At 33.1% G+C, this 18839-nt stretch carries 2 protein-coding genes; both read right to left on the reverse strand.

What is annotated here, in order from left to right:
- Positions 1-147: 147 nt before the first annotated feature.
- Positions 148-7893: an SDR family NAD(P)-dependent oxidoreductase gene (locus SHI72_RS23005; protein WP_323491533.1), complete on the reverse strand. Its 7746-nt coding sequence runs from the start codon at positions 7891-7893 to the stop codon at positions 148-150.
- A 1-nt stretch (position 7894) separates the two neighbouring features.
- On the reverse strand, positions 7895-18838 hold the full coding sequence (locus SHI72_RS23010; protein WP_323491534.1) for an SDR family NAD(P)-dependent oxidoreductase: 10944 nt from the start codon (positions 18836-18838) through the stop codon (positions 7895-7897).
- Between the last annotated feature and the right edge of the window lies 1 nt (position 18839).

An 18839-nucleotide genomic window follows, 5' to 3' on the forward strand; every position in this document is an offset into this window, starting at 1 on the left:
AAACTTCTATATTTTAAGCACTTTACCTCTTTCATTTGTTTTTTTAATCTGTATTCTACAGAGAATAATGACATTGATTTTAATAGAGATGTACTTTTTATTTTAGTTATAGATACTATCATTATTACGTATATTTTTTTATGTTATTTAATTCAAGGATTCTTGTTCTTTTTGTTCTTTATAAAATGTTATTTCTTTAACCCATTTGGAGCAATGAGGTTCTCTTATTATCGAAAAATGATCTCCTTCTACATCTATTACTTCTACCTGTTCAAAATATGGACTCCAACCTAAATCATAGGATCCATTTGTAATTACCTGATCTTTTACTTTGGCTAGTGTAATAGGAACCTGATGCTGAATATCCATTTCGTAAGTACAACTCATAGATACATCAAAAACATCCCATAGTTTTCCAAACATTTGTTCATTTACTGTTACTCCATTTGTTGTAATGAAATCATATAATAATTCCTTTCTAACTGTATTTTTTTCTTGTAGAATGGCTTGTACTCTATTTTTTAAAGCTTCTATTTCTACTTTATCAAATATTTCAGGGAATAAATTAAGGAACAAAACAGTTTTATCCATCTCGTTGCTGGATAATGTATTAGGAAAACAATCGAGCATAAATATTTGTTTAACTTCTATACATAATGCTTGTAACTGCTTTACCATTTCATAACTAATTAGTCCACCAAAACTATGCGTAACAAGATATATCGCTGAGTCTGGTTGTGCTATTTTAGCAATCTCAGCTACATTATGGCTAGCCATTTTTTCTATGCTGTCTAGTGGTTTTTTATTATCAAAAATTCCTTGCATAGTGATTCCATAACAGTTTCCATATTTAGAGAACTGCTCTGCTAATTCATAATATCCATACGCAATACCCGGAACGCCTGGTATAATAAAAACATTAGGTTTTTCGGGTACTATCTTATGAAATTGTATCAAATAAGAAGACCCTTCTATGGTACTTTGTAATTCGTTAGTATCTAGCTGACTTAGGCTATGCTCGTTATTTTTTGTACTCGATGAGGTATTTTTATTACTTGATCCGTTTTCTGAAATTACTGCATCAATGTCTTGATGTTTATCATGAACGGCTGCATTATATTCCTCTAATAAATGCTCAGCTAAACTTTCTATAGTTGTATTATTGTAAAATACTGACGGTAATAATGAAATCTCATAATAAGCATTCAGCTCAGCATTTAATTCGGTTAGTAAAATTGAATCTACTCCATATAATGCTAAATCTTTATCTCTTTCTATTTTATCTTTATCTAGCTTTAATAGATCTGCAATCAATAAGTGTAACTTATCCGTGAGCGCTTCTCTAACATTTTTTCCAATTTGTTCTACTGCATTTTCATCCTTTTTCTTTTCAGTAAAATGGTTCGTAATAACATTTCCTATTTTTTTCGAATCTCCATAGGCTACTATTATATTTTGAGAATTTGTAGATAAAATTGTTTCAAATAATTCTAATCCTACTTCTGTTGGCATTGGTTTCATCCCCCATTGAGTCTCTAAATAGGCTATTTGTTCATTTTGCAATCTCATTCCTCCATCTTGCCAAAATCCCCATCCAATACTATAGGTTTTACCTTGTCTGTTTCCTTGTAATCGTTCCTCTTCTCTATATAAAGCATAATTATTAAGATAGGCATTGGCTGCAGCATAATCTGATTGCCCAATATTTCCTAATTCACTTACGATAGAAGAAAATAGTATCATAAAGTCTAAAGGCTCATCTTTACATACTTCGTCTAAGTGTTTTAGTCCTTCCATTTTTGGAGTAAAAACACTTTTAGCTTCTTCTTCTGTTTTGGCTAGGATTAAACTATCTTTTGTGATTCCTGCTGCGTGAATGAGTCCGTTTATATTTCCAAACTTTGTTTTAATTTTAGAAATTGTATTCTGTACTTTTTGCTCACTTGCTAAATCACAAATCATGTAGGTTGCATTTGGCAAATTCCCAATAAAATCTTGTTGACTTTTATTTAATCTTTTACGTCCTAAAAGAATGACTTTAGCTTTTTTATGACTACTTATATGTGTTGCCAAAATGCGTCCTAAACTCCCCATTCCTCCAGTAATCACATAGAGACCATTTCTTTTAATAGCTGTTTTTCCTTTAGAATTTGGAAGGCTAACTAGTTCTAGCTGTTTACAATTTCTGTTTCCTTTCGTATATTTAATTTCCTGATCTGTTGATGCTATTTCATTTTCAATTATTTTAGAAATAACGACACTATTTGATATCGTAAACTCCTTATCAATTCCTATCATTTTTGTTATGATTTTTGAGTTCTCAAGCGAAACTGTTTTTAATAAAGCACTTAAAAACGCTATGTCTAACTGCTTATTTATAGGATATGCAAGGATTAGTTCGACAGTTTCTTTGCTTGTTATCAATTCCTTGATTATTGCTATTGTCTTTTCAAAATAAGTTTCGGCAGAATTGGCTTCAATCACAGCTATATCCGTATTTAATAATTCATGAAAATGTGCTGCCATTTCTGGAGCAGCATCACAGATTACTATTTTACGTTTTACTTCGGCATTTCTTTTAGCACTTATTGGAGTCTCTTTCCAAACTGGTTTATAAAATTGTGCTTGCTCAGTTGTTATTATTTCTGGCATTGTTTTTCTTTCTGGCAGAAATAATACATTCTGAAATGCGATTAATACTTCTCCATTCAGATTACAAATATCTACGTCATAATTAATGACTTCATCTGATTTGTTATTTTTACTTTTTCGTACATACGACCATATATTCTCTTCTAATGGTTGGTAAATATCAATCTGCTCTACGCTAAAAGGAAATAGGAGTCCTGTTACTTCTTTTTCTAAATTGATCCCTATACATGTTTGCAAAGCACTATCCATAATACCTGGAGTCAAAGTATATCCTTCTCCTTTTGGCAATTCAATTTTAGAAATTGCTTCAGAAGAGTTATACCACAAGTGTTGCACTCCTCTAAAAGAGGCTCCTAACTCTAATCCTATTTCTTGGTATGTCTTATAGAAAGCATCTCTGGAAATACTTTTGTTAAGAGATTTTTTAATTTTCTCTATATCATGTTTTATAGGTGTTGAGACTTCGATTGAGGTCAGTTCTCCTTGGCTATGAATTTGTTTTTCCGAACCCAAAGTATCTTTTCCTTCTATGTTACTATATACAACATATTGAAGGCTTCCCTTTTGTTTGATGATTTCTGTTTCAATTTTTACTTCATTTCCTTGATGCCATATAGGCTGAAGCCATAACACGTTTTTAAATTGCGTAATATGTTTTTCTATACTCTTTTCTCCAGCAGTTTTGGCTAGCTCTAAATAAGCTACTCCTGGTAATATTTTTTTATTTCTAAAAATATGATCTCTAAAAAAGTGCTCTTCTCCTAAATAAGTACTGCAAAATTTTTGAATTCCCTCATCTACGCTTACACTTTGATGTAACAAAGGATGTTGTTTTTGTATTCCTTGATTCGACTCGATAATGGTATTGTTTTTTAACCAATACCTATCTTTTTCAAAAGCATACGTTGGTAAGCTTATTCTTTGAGGTTTCTCTTTATTATCACTATATAATTTATTCCAGTCGACAGCTACGCCCATAGCCCATAAACTGGCCAAAGACTGATATTCATTATGTTCTGTAGCATATTTTATATAAGCTTCTCCCGCTCCGTTTGACAAAAAGGTCTTGAATTGATTTTTTTCTTTCGCCGAGATTGCGCTTGAACTTACAGTACTCTTATCGTTCTTTAGCTTAATTAAAAAGTCTGTTATAGAATCTGTTATAAATACGCTACGGAATTCCATAGATTGACGTCCTACTTGCAAAGTATACGCTACATCAGCAATAGAAATTACTGTTTTTTGCTCCAGGTAATCAACAAATTGTTTTATTTGGCGTTCAAGAGCTTTCTCACTTTTTGCAGATATTGGTATAACAAACTCTTTATTAGAACGATTTTGTTGATGCTTATTTTCATACTCTTCTACAACCAGATGGGCATTTGTTCCGCTAAATCCAAAACTACTTACGGCTGCTCTCCTTGGTGTTGCATCAGCAGTAACCCAGTCTTGTATTTTATTTGTTATATAAAAAGGACTGTTTTCTAAGTTTATTAAACTATTTGCCTTTTCATAATTTAAAGTTGGCGGTATTTTTTTATGCTGTAATGCCAATATTACTTTTTGTACTCCTGCTACTCCTGCTGCATAAACGGTATGGCCTATATTAGTTTTTACACTCCCTAATCCGCAATAATTAGTGTTATTGGTTTGTTTTCTAAAAGCACGTGTTAATCCTTCAAACTCTATAGGATCACCAAGGCCTGTTCCAGTACCATGTGCCTCTATATAAGTTATGCTATCTGGGTGAATATCATATTTTTGATATACTGCATTTTCTAATTCTTCCTGAGATTTCATACTTGGTGCTAAAATCCCATTTGTAGTTCCATCCTGATTGGTTGCTACTCCTTTTATAATACCATGTATATAATCGCCATCTCTTTTTGCATCTTCTAATCTCTTAAGTACCAGAACGCCTACCCCTTCTCCTGGTACAAACCCATTGGCACGATGATCAAAAGCATAACATTGACCGTCTTTACTTAGCATACCCGCCTTACTTGATAATTTGTAAAACCTAGGTGTTGTATTAATAAATACGCCACCGCTTAATGCTACATCAATTTCTTTGTGATATAAACTTTTGCAAGCCATCTCTATTGCTACCAATGATGATGAACATGCTGTATCTATAGCAATAGCAGGACCTTTTAAATTAAGGAAATAGGATATTCTTGAAGCTAAGATGGCACTGCTATTTCCCCAATAAATTGCTGCATTTTCCAGATTATTTGTTTGCACATAATCTCCTTGTCCTGCTCCAACATATATTCCGCATTTTGCCCCATTTAACTGATCTGATATAATAGCTGCATCTTCAAAAGCCTTCCAGCAATGTTCTAAAAATAAACGTTGTTGCGGATCCATACCTTCCGCTTCTTTACCTGATATTCTAAAAAACAGGGGATCAAATTTATCTATGTCTCTTAAAAAACTTCCCCATTTACTATAGGTTTTATTAGCTACTTCCTGATCTGCAGAGAAATGTTCTTCAATATTCCATCTATCATTTGGTACTTCTTCTATAAGGCTTTCCCCTTCTTTTATTTTTTCCCAAAAATCATTTAAATCCTTTGCACTACCATATTGCCCACTCATTCCAACTATAGCTATATCCAATGCTTTGGCGTTTTGATTGGATTTTTTACTTTCTGTAGAATTACGTAATGGAATTTCTATCTGTGACGTTCTTGCCGAATTGGCTCTTACAATGACTTTACCAATATTATTTCTGTCTTCTAATATTGTATAGGCTTTTTTATAATCTTCAAAAGCAACTTCTGTACTTATCACTGATTTTAAAATTCCCTTTTCTATATATTCTTTACATTCAGCCCATAATCCTTCAATATATTCTCGATCTTCGCCTATTAATTTTCTTAAATCAACTGCTATAAAGGTTTGATTGTTTGAAAATTTACTCAAATCGATTTTATTTGCCGATTTTAAAGCTGTCATCGATAACTCTATATACTGCCCTCTTTTTCCTAAACAGTTGATTCCTTTCTGAATATTTTCGCCCGAAAGCGTATTCACAACAACCATTACCCCTTGGCCATTCGTTATTTTATTTACTTCTTCTTCAAAATCTTGTTCTCTATAATTAATCGTATATGGAACTCCTATTTGCTTTAAATAATTTATTTTATTATCACTGCCTGCTGTGGCAATAACCTTTAATTCAAAATATTTGGCTAATTGTACAGCAATATGTCCGATACCACCTGTGGCGGTTTGGATTAAAATATAATCTCCTTTTTTTACCTGTACTCTCCTAAAAGCTTCTACCATAGTCATCGCTACTGTAGGAATTGCACATGCTTCTTCAAAAGATTGATTTTCGGGTATGGATAACAGCTGTAATTCATTAGCAACACAATGTGTACTATGCAATCCGTAACTTCCATCGGTCATTACTATTACTCTATCTCCAGTCTTAAAATTGGTTACTCTTTCGCCTACTTCCATAATCGTTCCCGAGGCCTCAAATCCTGGCGAAAAAGGATATGGAGGCATTGTAGGATATAATCCTTTTACACAAAGTAAATCCCCAAAATTGAGCGAGAAATGAGAAATCTCAACCAGAACCTCATCTTGCTGTATTGCGGGTAAATTAAATCCAACAACCTTAATATCAGCTATCGTGGCAGGTTTTTCTAACCATAGGCGTTGCGCTTGACTTTTTTCTTTATTTATAAAAAAAGCTGTTTCTTCTTCTTTTATTGTTTCTTCTTTTATTGTTTCTACTGGTTGCTTTAAGACTTCATTCTCTAGCCTGGTTTCATTTTTTGATACTGCTGGCTGTATAGTAAAAGCCGAACTATGTTCTTCTGCCAAGTATTTAGAAAATTCTTTTATGGTAGGATAATCAAATAATATTGTAGTTGGAATTGCATCTGTTAGCGTTTCATTTATTTCCTTTATTAATTCTAATCCTATAATTGAATCTACTCCATAATCAGACATTGGTGTTATCTCATCAAATTCTGAAACCTCCATTTTTAGCACTAAAGCTAATTTTGCCTTTATAAAATTTTCTATCTCTCTAATATCTACAGTTTGTGATGATTCCGTAGCATTGTTAGAATCTATTGCTGCTTTATCCGATTTAATTTCTCTTACACTTTGTGCTACTTTAACCTCCTCTTTTACCAAGATAATTTCGCCATCACTTTGAGATATTATAATTTGTTGAAATAATTCTTCGTCTTCTGGGTAATTCATCGCATTGACAAAGCCTGTATCTGTTAATACTTTTTGCCATCCCGCAGTAGATAATCCCGGGCTACCTTCCAGCCTTACTTCTGCATCTTCATACAACCACCAGCCATCGAGCAATCCAAATGTGAGGGTTGCGTATATATCATTCTGAGCTATTTCATTTAATACCAACACTCCATTTTTCTTGAGCACTCCTTTTATATTTTGAAGGCTATTTCTAATGTTTTTTGTTGCATGTACTACATTTGCTCCAATTACCATATCAAAACTTCCTAATGGGAGTTCCTGATTTTCTGGTGACTTTTCGATATTAAAAAGTTTAGTTTCCAGATAAGGCGCAATGCTTTTGTAATGCTTCTCTGCATGAAACAAGAAGCTTTTGGATAAATCTGTGTATACATAACTTATTTTATCTTTGTATGCACTTAATACCTTAAATAATAAATTACTTGTTCCTCCTGTACCTGCTCCAACTTCCAGGATGGTAAATTTTTCTCCTACACCTAAGGCTTCAACATTATCTGCTACAATATTTTCTACTACCTGACATAGTATATCATTAAAATAATCGGCTTGTTCATTCCCTTTATAGACTCCAGAAACCAGCTCCATACTTCCATCAGGAAACATTACATCTGTTGCATTAACCTTTCCTTGAAATATGGACTGTAACCCTTCCAGACATGCAAATAATAATTTAGCATGATTTGCCATTTCTGGCATTTCTATAGTGCTTTTTTGTAATGTTACCTGCCAATCAAAATCTCTTAATTCATCCTGAATTACTTTAGAAATCGTTAGCATCCCTTCATTTTCCTGAAGATATTTATGGCTTTTCAAACTACGAATACATTCTTCCAGCAAACGAGTGTGTTTATCAATAACCTTTAATTCTATTTTTAACAGGTCTATTTCGTTAGCTATGTCATTTCTAAACCCCATACTCATAAAAATACTGAGTAAGGATTTATAACATATCCTTTCCATTTCTATAGCATTATTTTTTATAGTAGTCATTTTAATTTAAGATTTGTTTTGGAGACGTTAATTTGATTCTTTTAAGTTCTATTGTTGCCACTTTTGGAGGTTGAACTTTTTGCTTTTTCAATTGAAAAATATTCATTCTCTTAATTACGGCATCATTCAAAAATTTCATTACGAAAAGTTGACCGCTTTTTTGTGTGAAAACTTTTTCTAACGCTTGCATGCCTTCAGCTTCATTAATACTTCCTATACCCATTTGTTGCATACGTTGTTCGTACCCCTTAGTAGAAACAATTCCTGTATTCCCCCAATATCCCCAATGGATTACATAGGTTGGGATTCCTGATTTTTGCTGAACTTGTTTTGCTAAACTATCTTTATAGGTACATCCTGCTGCGTAATTAGATTGACCAGCTGCTCTAAAGAAACTTTGTGCTGAGGAATAAAAACAAATAAAGTCCAATTCTTCCTGGCTAAAAGCCTCTATTAAATATTGACTTCCTACTGATTTTGGGTAGAATGATTTTGTAAAATCTTCTTCGCTCATATTGGCAATTATTTTATCATTGAGCACTATAGCCGAATGAAAAATCCCATTGATATCTTCAGATGTAAGCTTGATTTGTGTATACGCCGATTGCATGCTTAGCTTATTGCCTGCATCACATTGGATATATGTTGGAGATACTCCGTATTGTGCTATTTCTTCAATTGCTGCTGTAATAGTATCGTCTTGCTCTTTTCTTCCTAACCAATACACTTTGGCCTGATATTCTTTTACTAAGTATGAAGTTGTAACTTTTCCTAAACCACCTGCTCCTCCTAAAATCACATATACTCCGCCTTTTCTAAATTTAGAATATTGCTTTTCTATTTTATCTTCTACTGGTACAAGTATATTTTGATATAAATTGAGATTTCTAATCGCAAATGATTCTCCCATTTTAGAATAGGAAACTTGAAGTATGCTCTTCATATCATTGGACTCCGAAACATCTACACTTTTAAAAACCCAGTTCATTTCTTCTTTTACCAATGAACCAACAAATCCAACAATACCTGCTCCTTTTTTAGTAACTATGTCCGAAGAAATTACCTTTTGAGTTTGTTTAGTTACAAATACTATTTCTAGTTTTTCGGTACTTCTTTTTTGTAAAGCTTTTATATTGTTAAATACATTTAATTCTATTTTATCAATTTGCTCAAACACCTCGCTTTTATCATTTGCATCCCATATACCTTGCAAAAAATAAATAGATTTTATGTCTAGAGGAACTTCCATTACATCTCTATACCAGCTTACACTTCCTCCATTGGTTTGTATTTCTTTTTCTAATCTTAAAGTGTATTCATTTTTAGTTCCAATAAAAGCATTCTTTTTATGAGCAACCAGAACTTGATTTTCGAAAGATGTTTGCTCCCATACAGATTCATAATAAATTCCAATAGACTCACTATCGTTCTTTTCTTGCTTTATTTTTGGTTCCGGACTTAATGGTATCGACACAAAATCTCTCATTCCTATCAATACATTTCCATCCTGATCCAATACTTGCATTGAATATTTTTGTGTTCTGCTTTTTTCATTATGCTTTTGTACATAACACCAAGAAGCTCCCGATAGATCTTTAGCATAGATATCTACCGCCTGAAGGCTATATGGTAATTGAAGTCCTCCTTCTTTGTTATTAAAATCTACACCAATAGTTGCTTGCAATGCCGCATCTAGAACACCTGGATTTAATGCAACACCTTCATATGTAGGCAAATCAATGCTAACCAATGATTCATGATCATTAAAATACATTTTTTTGATTCCTTGAAAACTATCACCATATTCTAAACCTACCTTTTTAAAAGCCTCATAACATGCTGCACCTTCTTTCTCACCTTGCATTTGTTCTTTTAAAAGCGAAATATCATATTGTAAGGGTTGTTTTAACTCTTCTCTGCCCAATTTTATCTCGGCATGCGTTATGCTTTTCCCTTCTTCATTACTTGATATTTGAACTACAATTTCGCTTTTATCTTTAGATACCAGAGTGGTAACTTTTTTTGTTTTATTTTCAACTTTTAATGGTTTCAACCAAATAATGTCTTTGAGTTGTAATACCTCCTGATGTGTTACTTCTTCTAGTGCTTTTCTAGCCAATTCTATATAAGCAACTCCTGGAAATAGTTTTTCAGAATTTACCAAATGATCTTTTAAGAACGTTTCGTTTCCTGAGAAATCACTTTGAAATTTAATTCCTTCCAAATCCGAAATGTTTTCATGAAGCATAGGATGTATCTGTATGGCTTCTTTTGATTTTACAACACTTTCGCTAGCTTTATCAATTTTAGAAAACCAACAATGTTTTTTTATAAAAGGGTATGTAGGTAAGCTTATCTTTTGAGGTAATTGTTTTTTATCATAGTACATAGACCATTCAGTCTTTCTTCCCAAACACCATAATTCTAATATCCTTGCATCCCCGGTTTCCCATAATCTTTTGATTTCAGTATCTGCTACATCGTCCTTCATTAGTACATCTGGATTTATAGTTCCGTAATAATAATCTAACGAAACGCCATCCAAATAAGCATTTAATTGGGTGATTGCTTCCTCAATAGTGGTAGCATAAAAAGCGAGTCTATGCGACATTGCTTCTCTTCCTACCTGAAGCGTGTATGCAACTTCTTGTGGTAAAAGTTCTTCCTGATCTTTTATAAATTTCAAAAGCTTCTCTACATATTCCTTTAGTTGTTTCTCTGATTTTGCAGACATAACCCATAGCGGTATTGGCTGGTCATAGTTATGTTGCCTTTCTTGAATATTGTATTCTTCAATAATCAAATGAGCATTACTACCTCCTGCTCCAAAACTACTAATACCTGCTATTCTCGAGTTTCCATTAGTATCCCATGGTTCTAATATTTTTTGTACCCTAAATGGAGTATTACTAAAATTAATATTAGCATTTTGTTCCTCTGCATGAATAGATGGTACTAATTGTTTATGCTTTAATTGTAGCAACACTTTTGTTATTCCTGATATTCCTGCAGCTGATTCGCAGTGTCCTATATTAGATTTTACAGAGCCAATCTTACATAAATAATCTTCATTATCTACCTGAAATGCTTTTTTAAGACTCGCTACTTCTATCGGATCTCCTAAACTTGTTCCTGTACCATGAGCTTCGATATATGAAATTTCATTTGCGTTGAGGTTAGCCTTTTCCATAGCTCTTTTAATTACCGAAGTTTGAGCTTTGGGATTAGGTACCGTGTATCCATTCGTTTTTCCGCCATGGTTTAACGAAGCGCCTCTGATAACGCCATAAATATGATCACCATCACGCTCTGCGTCAGACAATTTTTTTAGCAAAACTGCCCCAACTCCTTCAGATGGTACATAGCCATCGCCACCTTCTCCAAAACTTTTACAACGTCCTGTACTAGATGCAAATCCAGCTTTACTTAAAAGCAAATATTTATTAGGATGAATACTTACGTTTACTCCACCTGCAATTGCTGCCTTACAATCTCCGTTCATAATACTCTGGCAAGCCAATTCTACCGCTGTTATCGAGGAGGAACACATCGTATCGAGAGCCATACTTGGCCCATGAAAATTAAAGAAATAAGAAACCCTATTGGCTATACTACTCGGATTACCTACTAGATGAATCTGATTTCCTTTATGCTGTTCTTCTATACCATATAGTTGATATTCTTCATACATTACGCCTACAAAAACACCTACATTACCAGTCATTTCATTTGCTTGAGTCGACTGTCCTAATTGCTCTCTTGTATAACCTGCATCTTCAATAGTTTCCCAAGCTGTTTGTAAAAACAATCGCTCTTGAGGCTCCATAATTTCTGCTTCTCGAGGAGATATATTAAAAAATAATGGGTCAAACTTATCTACTCCTTCTATAAAACCACCCCATTTACTATAACTTTTACCTGATTTACCTTTTTCTTCATCATAAAAAGTGGTCATATCCCATCGATCATCTGGTATTTCGGTTATACTATCTTTTCCTTGTTTTAAATTTTCCCAAAACTCTTGTACATTATTTGCTCCAGGGTACTTTCCTGCTAATCCTATAATTGCTATTTTTTCTTCGTTATCTGTATTTTTGGCTACTGAAAAAGCATCTTGATATTTTGGATTGTCCTTAGCTATAAATTGACCTAAATCTTGATTTTTTTCTTCAACGACTTCATCCAAAAATGTTTCATTACCTTCTTCTTTATGCGATAATGAATACAATGAATCTTCATTTTTTAGCAACAATTCTTGCATTGTTGCTTGTTGGTTTTCTAGAAAATACCCTATTAACTCCTGAAGTGATTGGTACTCAAAAAATAAGGTTCTCGGAATATCATTAAAAACAGCATCAAAACTGTTCGTTAATTTGGTAATGCTAATCGAATCTATTCCGAAATCTTCAAAATATTTATGAAGTTCAAATCGTTCTTTAGGCAACTTAAATTCTTCTGATAAAAGATCTATTAAATAAGAAGTAATAAATGCTTTTAACGTTTCCTGATTGTATTCTTTGTCTTTCTTCTCCTTTACCTCTTTTACAATCTCTTTAATACTTGCTTTATGTGTTTTAATTTTTTCTAATAAACCATATACTGGCATCATCTGCGTATGCTCACTAAACAATATGAGATCAAAACTATTGGTCCCTATCTCATTAGGCATTGGTAACATACCTGTTTGATTTTTTATATACTGTTTTTGTTCTTCAGACATTTTCATTCCCCCATTTTCCCATAGCGGCCAATTAATGCTTATGCTCTTACCAAATCGATCTCCTTGCTCACATTTTATCCTTCTGTAAGTCATAAAATTGTCCATGTAAGCATTGGCAGCGGCATAATCGCTTTGCCCCTGATTTCCCATTACTGCAGCTACGGCAGAAAAACTTACAAAAAAATCTAATTTTTCATTTTTAGTAACTTCATCTAAAAATCGTATACCGTCCATTTTAGGTTTTACTACTTCTGTTGCTTCTTCTATAGTTTTATGAATTATCAAACAATCTCTTATAATTCCTGCACTATGTATGATTCCGTCCAGACCACCAAATTGTTGTTTTATTTGCTGAAACTGAAGTGCTACTGATTCTTTATCAGATACATCGCAGCTACTATATAGCACATTTGGATAGGAGTCTACTATTTTTTTATAAGCATCGTTACTAACACTTCTACCAGTAAGAATTACTTTTGTATCCTTGGTTTTCAAAATATGTTCTAAGAATATTTGTCCTAAACCACCCATTCCTCCAGTTAACCAATACACTCCTCCTTCCTTAATTTTTACTTCTGGAGTTTGTTTTTCTGGAGTTATAGCTTCCAAAATTCTTTCTTGTCGCTGTCCATTTATATATCGAACTTCTAGACCTTCCAAATTTCTTTCTGATGATAGAATTTGAAGAATTTCTTCTATACTCTTTCTAGCCGCATCTTCCAGAACTATTACTTTCCCTGCTACTTTAGAACATTCTAATTGAGCAGATTGAAGCAATGCTACCAAATATCCATATTGATTGTACTTGCTGCTTTCTATCACGATAGTAAGCTGTATCTCCTCTTTAGTTGTTATAATTTCTTTAAGCTTCTTAAAAATAACCTCAAATGCATCTTTAGGATCTTGGCTATCTGATAGGACACTAACATCCAAACCATTGCACTTTATTTTTTCGGCTATCTCATTTTGAAATCCTGCCAAATAAACCAATTGCTTATTTTCTTTATCCTTACTTATTTGTGGGGCAGTATTTTTCCATACTTTATTAAAATATTGGATTCCTTCTTTGCGATCTTCTTGTGTTTTATCTTTATCTGCAGGAATGCTTTCTAATGGCAATAGTGTGAATTCATCTAACTTTAAAATCGTTTCTCCTAAACTATTTACCAAAACCATATTATATTTTCGGATGCCCGCAGCATTAGATTTAGTCGCTACTAACTCAACCAAACACCAGGCTTTGAGAGGTAGGTCTTTATAGATACTAAGCCTTTGTATACTATATGGAACATAAATTATATTGGTTTTTCCTTCTAATGAAAGTCCTATAGTACATTGAAATATACTATCTAACATACCTGGCTCTAAAACAAACTGATCCTGCTTTTTAAATGTTAATTCAACTAATGCTTTATTCTGAGAATATTTAATATTTTCAATTCCTTGAAAGTTTCTTCCATAATCAAATCCTAAATCATTAAAGTGTTCATATATCTCCTTTTTATTCTTAGACAGAGATAACTCAGTTCTTATTTTCTCTACATCTAATCGTTCTGAAGACTCAGTATTAGCTGATGTTTTTCTCAATTTACCTGAGCTATGTATAACTTTTTTCTCGTTGTGAGTTGAAAATATTTGATATTGATATTCTGAACTTGCCGTTTTTGAGATTACAGTATTAAGCTGAGGCCAGTTTTCTTTATCTCTTAAAGGTTCTTGCCATGTAAGATCATATAATTCATTAATCTCAGTATTAGTACTAATTTCTCCGGCTTCTCTTGCCATTTCTATATATGCAGCTCCAGGGAATAAACCAGAGCCATTTACTATATGCTCTTTAATAAAATATTCTGTACCATTAAAGTCACTTACAAATCTCTGCTCTTTAAGTGTCGATGCATTTTGATGAATTAATGGATGTATTTTTGAAGTTTTTTGAGATTCTATTTCTGTTTCCTCAATCCAATATCGATCTCTCTCGAATGGATACGATGGTATTTTAATTTTCTTTATCGTTTGATTATAAAATAACTCCCAATCTATTTTTACACCTTGTGTCCATAATTCTGCTACAGTTTCTAATTCTGCATGTTTAATAGCACTTTCTACAAATAGTTTTCCCGAAATACCTTTTATAGTAGTGTTCTCTTGTACTCTTATATTATTTGTATAAAAACCTGAGATGCTCGATTTTTCACGATCCAGATTTAAAAAGTTTTTTAACTTCAATAGTAGCTCTTCTTTATTCTGTGCTACACAGGCAAAACGCTCTTCCATTGCAGTACGCCCTACTTGAAACGTATATGCCAAAGAGTTTAATGAAATATTTGGGTTGTTCTGAACAAACGATAATACTTTTTTGCTATATCGCTCTAGACTATTTTTATCTTTTGCAGATATAGCGATGATTACTTTACCATTTATCTCTTCTCCTTTTTCTGAAGGAGAAGGAATATATTCTTCAATAATAGCATGCGCATTAGTTCCGCTAAAACCAAAACTGCTAATGGCGGCTCTTCTTTTACCTCCTACATAATCATCCCAAGGTTTGAGCGCTGTATTTACATAAAAAGGACTATTCTCAAAATCTATAAATTCGTTATTTTTTTGATAATTTAAAGAAGGTGGCATTTGTTTGTGTTGCATTGCCAAAATCACTTTTTGCAATCCCGCTAATCCTGCTGCATGCAGAGTATGTCCAATGTTGGTCTTTACACTTCCAATACCACAGTAATTCTTTTTTTGTGTTTTTGTTCTAAAAGCCTTAGTAAGAGCTTCCACCTCTATGGGATCTCCTAATTTAGTTCCTGTTCCATGCGCTTCTACATAGCTTATAGTTTCTGGATTTATATTAAAAGTTTCATATACTTGTTTTTCCAAAGCTTCTTGTGATGGTGCGCTTGGTGCCAAAATTCCATTGGTTGCTCCATCTTGGTTAGTGAGTATTCCCTTAATTACGGCATGAATCATATCACCATCTCTTAGGGCATCGCTTAATCGCTTAACAACCACTACGCCTACACCTTCTCCTGGTACAAATCCGTTTGCTCTATGATCAAATGTAAAACACTGCCCGTCCTCACTTAACATTCCTGCTTTACTTGCCATTTTATGAAATAGTGGCGTGGCTGCTAAACTTATGCCTCCACAAATCCCCATATCAATATTTCTTGTTAACAGGTTTCTACAAGCTGCTTCTAATGCTACTAATGATGATGAACATGCTGAATCAATTGCTATTGCAGGTCCTCTTAAATTTAAATAATATGAGATTCTGGCTGCAAGAATTGAATTATCCATACCCCAAAAAACGGATACATGCTTGTTTTTTGGATTTTGTATATAATCGCTATTTCCTACTCCGGCATAAACTCCTACTTGTTTACCATCTAAATGAATTTGCGTTAAATTTGCATCTTCTAATGCATGCCAACAATGCTCTAAAAACAATCGTTGTTGTGGATCCATGTTTTCGGCTTCTATACCTGATATTTTAAAAAATCCTGCATCAAACTTATCCACATTATCCATAAAACCACCCCACTTACTATAGGTTTTATCTTCTTCCCCTTTAATAGGACTGTAATGAAGCGCAGCATCCCATCTTTCTATTGGGGTTTCTCTTATTAGACTTTCTCCTCCTTTTAGAGCTTCCCAATATTCTTCTAAATTAGAAGCTCCTGCATAAGCTCCGCTCATACCAACAATTGCGATATCACCTGAATCTATTTTTTCATCTATTGTTCGGGTTGCTATATACTCTTCCTTATTAGGCACTAGTATATTTACATTTTTGGTTTCTATTATCTTGTGTTTCCAACCGTCCTTATTTTCGATAATATATTGCACCAATGATCGAATACTAGGATAATTAAATAAGTCCGTTGGTTGGATATCAATATTTAGTTCTTTGTTTATGTATTCGCTAAGTTGACTACTCAAAATAGAATCGTACCCCATTGTAGAAAAAGGTTCGTCTATATCAAACTCTTCCTGAGGAAGCTTAATTAGAGAAGCTGCTATTTTTTGTACTATGGCTAATACACTATTTTGATGTTCTTCACTATCTGAGGCATTTAACTCAAATTGATCCATGAGTCTTTTCTCTTCAGTAATCTTTTTTACTAAGGAGTCCTTTTTTATTCTGGACGTTAAACTTTTTGCAATCGTTTTTTTAGAAAACTTCACTGCATATAGTTCCTTTTTTTCGCCTTCCAGAATTTTTTCAAAGGCAATCATTCCTTCTTTTGCTTCAATGCTCCCTATTCCCATTTGATCCATTCGATCCGCATATTTAGCATCCGAAGCCACACCTATATTCCCCCAATATCCCCAATTAATGGTATATGCAGGTATATTATATTTTTGCTTAATTACCTTTGCTAAAGCATTTTTATAGGTACATCCAGCGGCATAATTGGCTTGTCCTGGACCGTTAAAAAACCCTTGAATAGAGGAATAAAAACACATAAAATCTAAAGGTTCGTGCTTGCATGCCTGAACCAAATTTTGAACTGCTATTGATTTTGGAGCAAAGGCTTTAGTAAAATCCGAAAAACTCATTGCATAAAATGGTTTATCTTCCAGTACTAAAGCAGAATGAATTACACCGTTTATAGTTTCTCCACTAGATTTTATTTGTTCAAAGACAGTTTTTACATCTTCTAGTTTATTCGCATCGCATGAAATATAAACAGGCTTCCTGCTATATCCGGAAAAATCTTCTATACTAGCTTTTATAGATATATCTAATGGCCTTCTTCCTAACCAATATACTTTGGCATTATATTTATTAATCAAGTGTTCGGTAGTGATTTTACCTAATCCACCAGCTCCTCCAAGAATTACATACGTTCCGTTTTTTCTAATTTTATTAGAATAAGGTAATGCAGGTAATACATCTATAGGATTTAATAGTTTCTTATAAAAACTTCCGTTTCTATACCCCACTAATGTTTCGTTTGCTTCTAGTATTTTAATCGCTAATTTTTCAAAATCTATTAACTCTTTTTCATTGATATCAATTACTCTAAAATTCCAAGTTGGCATTTCGGCAGCTACAGTACCAACTAAACCAAAGATTCCAGCTCCTTTTTCCTGAACTATATCAGTAGGAAAAACTTTCTGCGTCTGGTTTGTAATAATCTGTATCTGAGAATTATTAGTTTTTAATTCTAAAAGCTTTTTTAAACATATAAATACAAATTCTTCTTCTTTTCCATAAGATATACTTTCGTCATCATTGAGTACCAAAGAACGATCTGGAAATATAAATACATAATCAAAAGATCCTTTGATATTCTCCATAGATGGAGCATGAATTACGGCTGCACCATATTTTGTAAATGCTTTTTTAAAGTGAAGAAGTACATCATTAGTATCACCCAGACATAGAATTTTCTTTTCCTGAAAAGGATTGGTTTCTTGATTGATTTCTTTAATCTCTTCCCATACTTCTTCAAAATATTGCAATCCTAAAACACTATTATCCGAAAACAACTTTACTCCTTCAAATACTAAAAGGACTTCTCCTCCCGCACTAAGCAGATTAACGGCATAGAGTACCTCTTTACCTTCTTCCTTGATTACCTGACACCATTGTGTATCCTTAATATCTCCATATATATGCATTCCTTCAATGCTTTCTATCCTTGAAGTATTACTGTCTTGCTGCCCTTTTAAAGTCTGAAAAGCACTTTCAATTATATTTAATGGTAACACATACTGCTCATGTTCCTCTTTGGGAGTAACCCTTGACCATGACTGATTTTGTATTTGAAATACAGAATGAATACTCTGTAATTCATTACTATATTCAAATGATTTATTTGCTAACTGCTTATAGAATTCTTCTTTGTTTAACTCAGGAACTATACCCACCAAGTGCTCCAATTTAATCTTCGTAGGTATAGCTCTGGAAACATTTAATAAATTTCCTTGTGCATATATTGTTTTATGAAAAGCATCATTTTCCTGATAGAATTCAAAAGAGAATCCCTCTTTTTGTTCCCATAATTCGATATAAAGTACCAACGGGTCCTTTTCTATTATAATAGGCAGATTCCATTTAAAGTTTTGTATTACATTGATTTCTCCATTATTTACTTTACATCCTGCAACTCTTATCATCTCTATATAAGCTGATAATGGTAAAGTTTTCTTTCCTTTTATTTTATAATATTGAAAGAATGACTCTTCTCCTGTATATATAATCTTGAATTTCATG

Origin of the sequence: Flavobacterium sp. PL02 (assembly GCF_035013205.1) — a bacterium.
Classification (GTDB): domain Bacteria; phylum Bacteroidota; class Bacteroidia; order Flavobacteriales; family Flavobacteriaceae; genus Flavobacterium.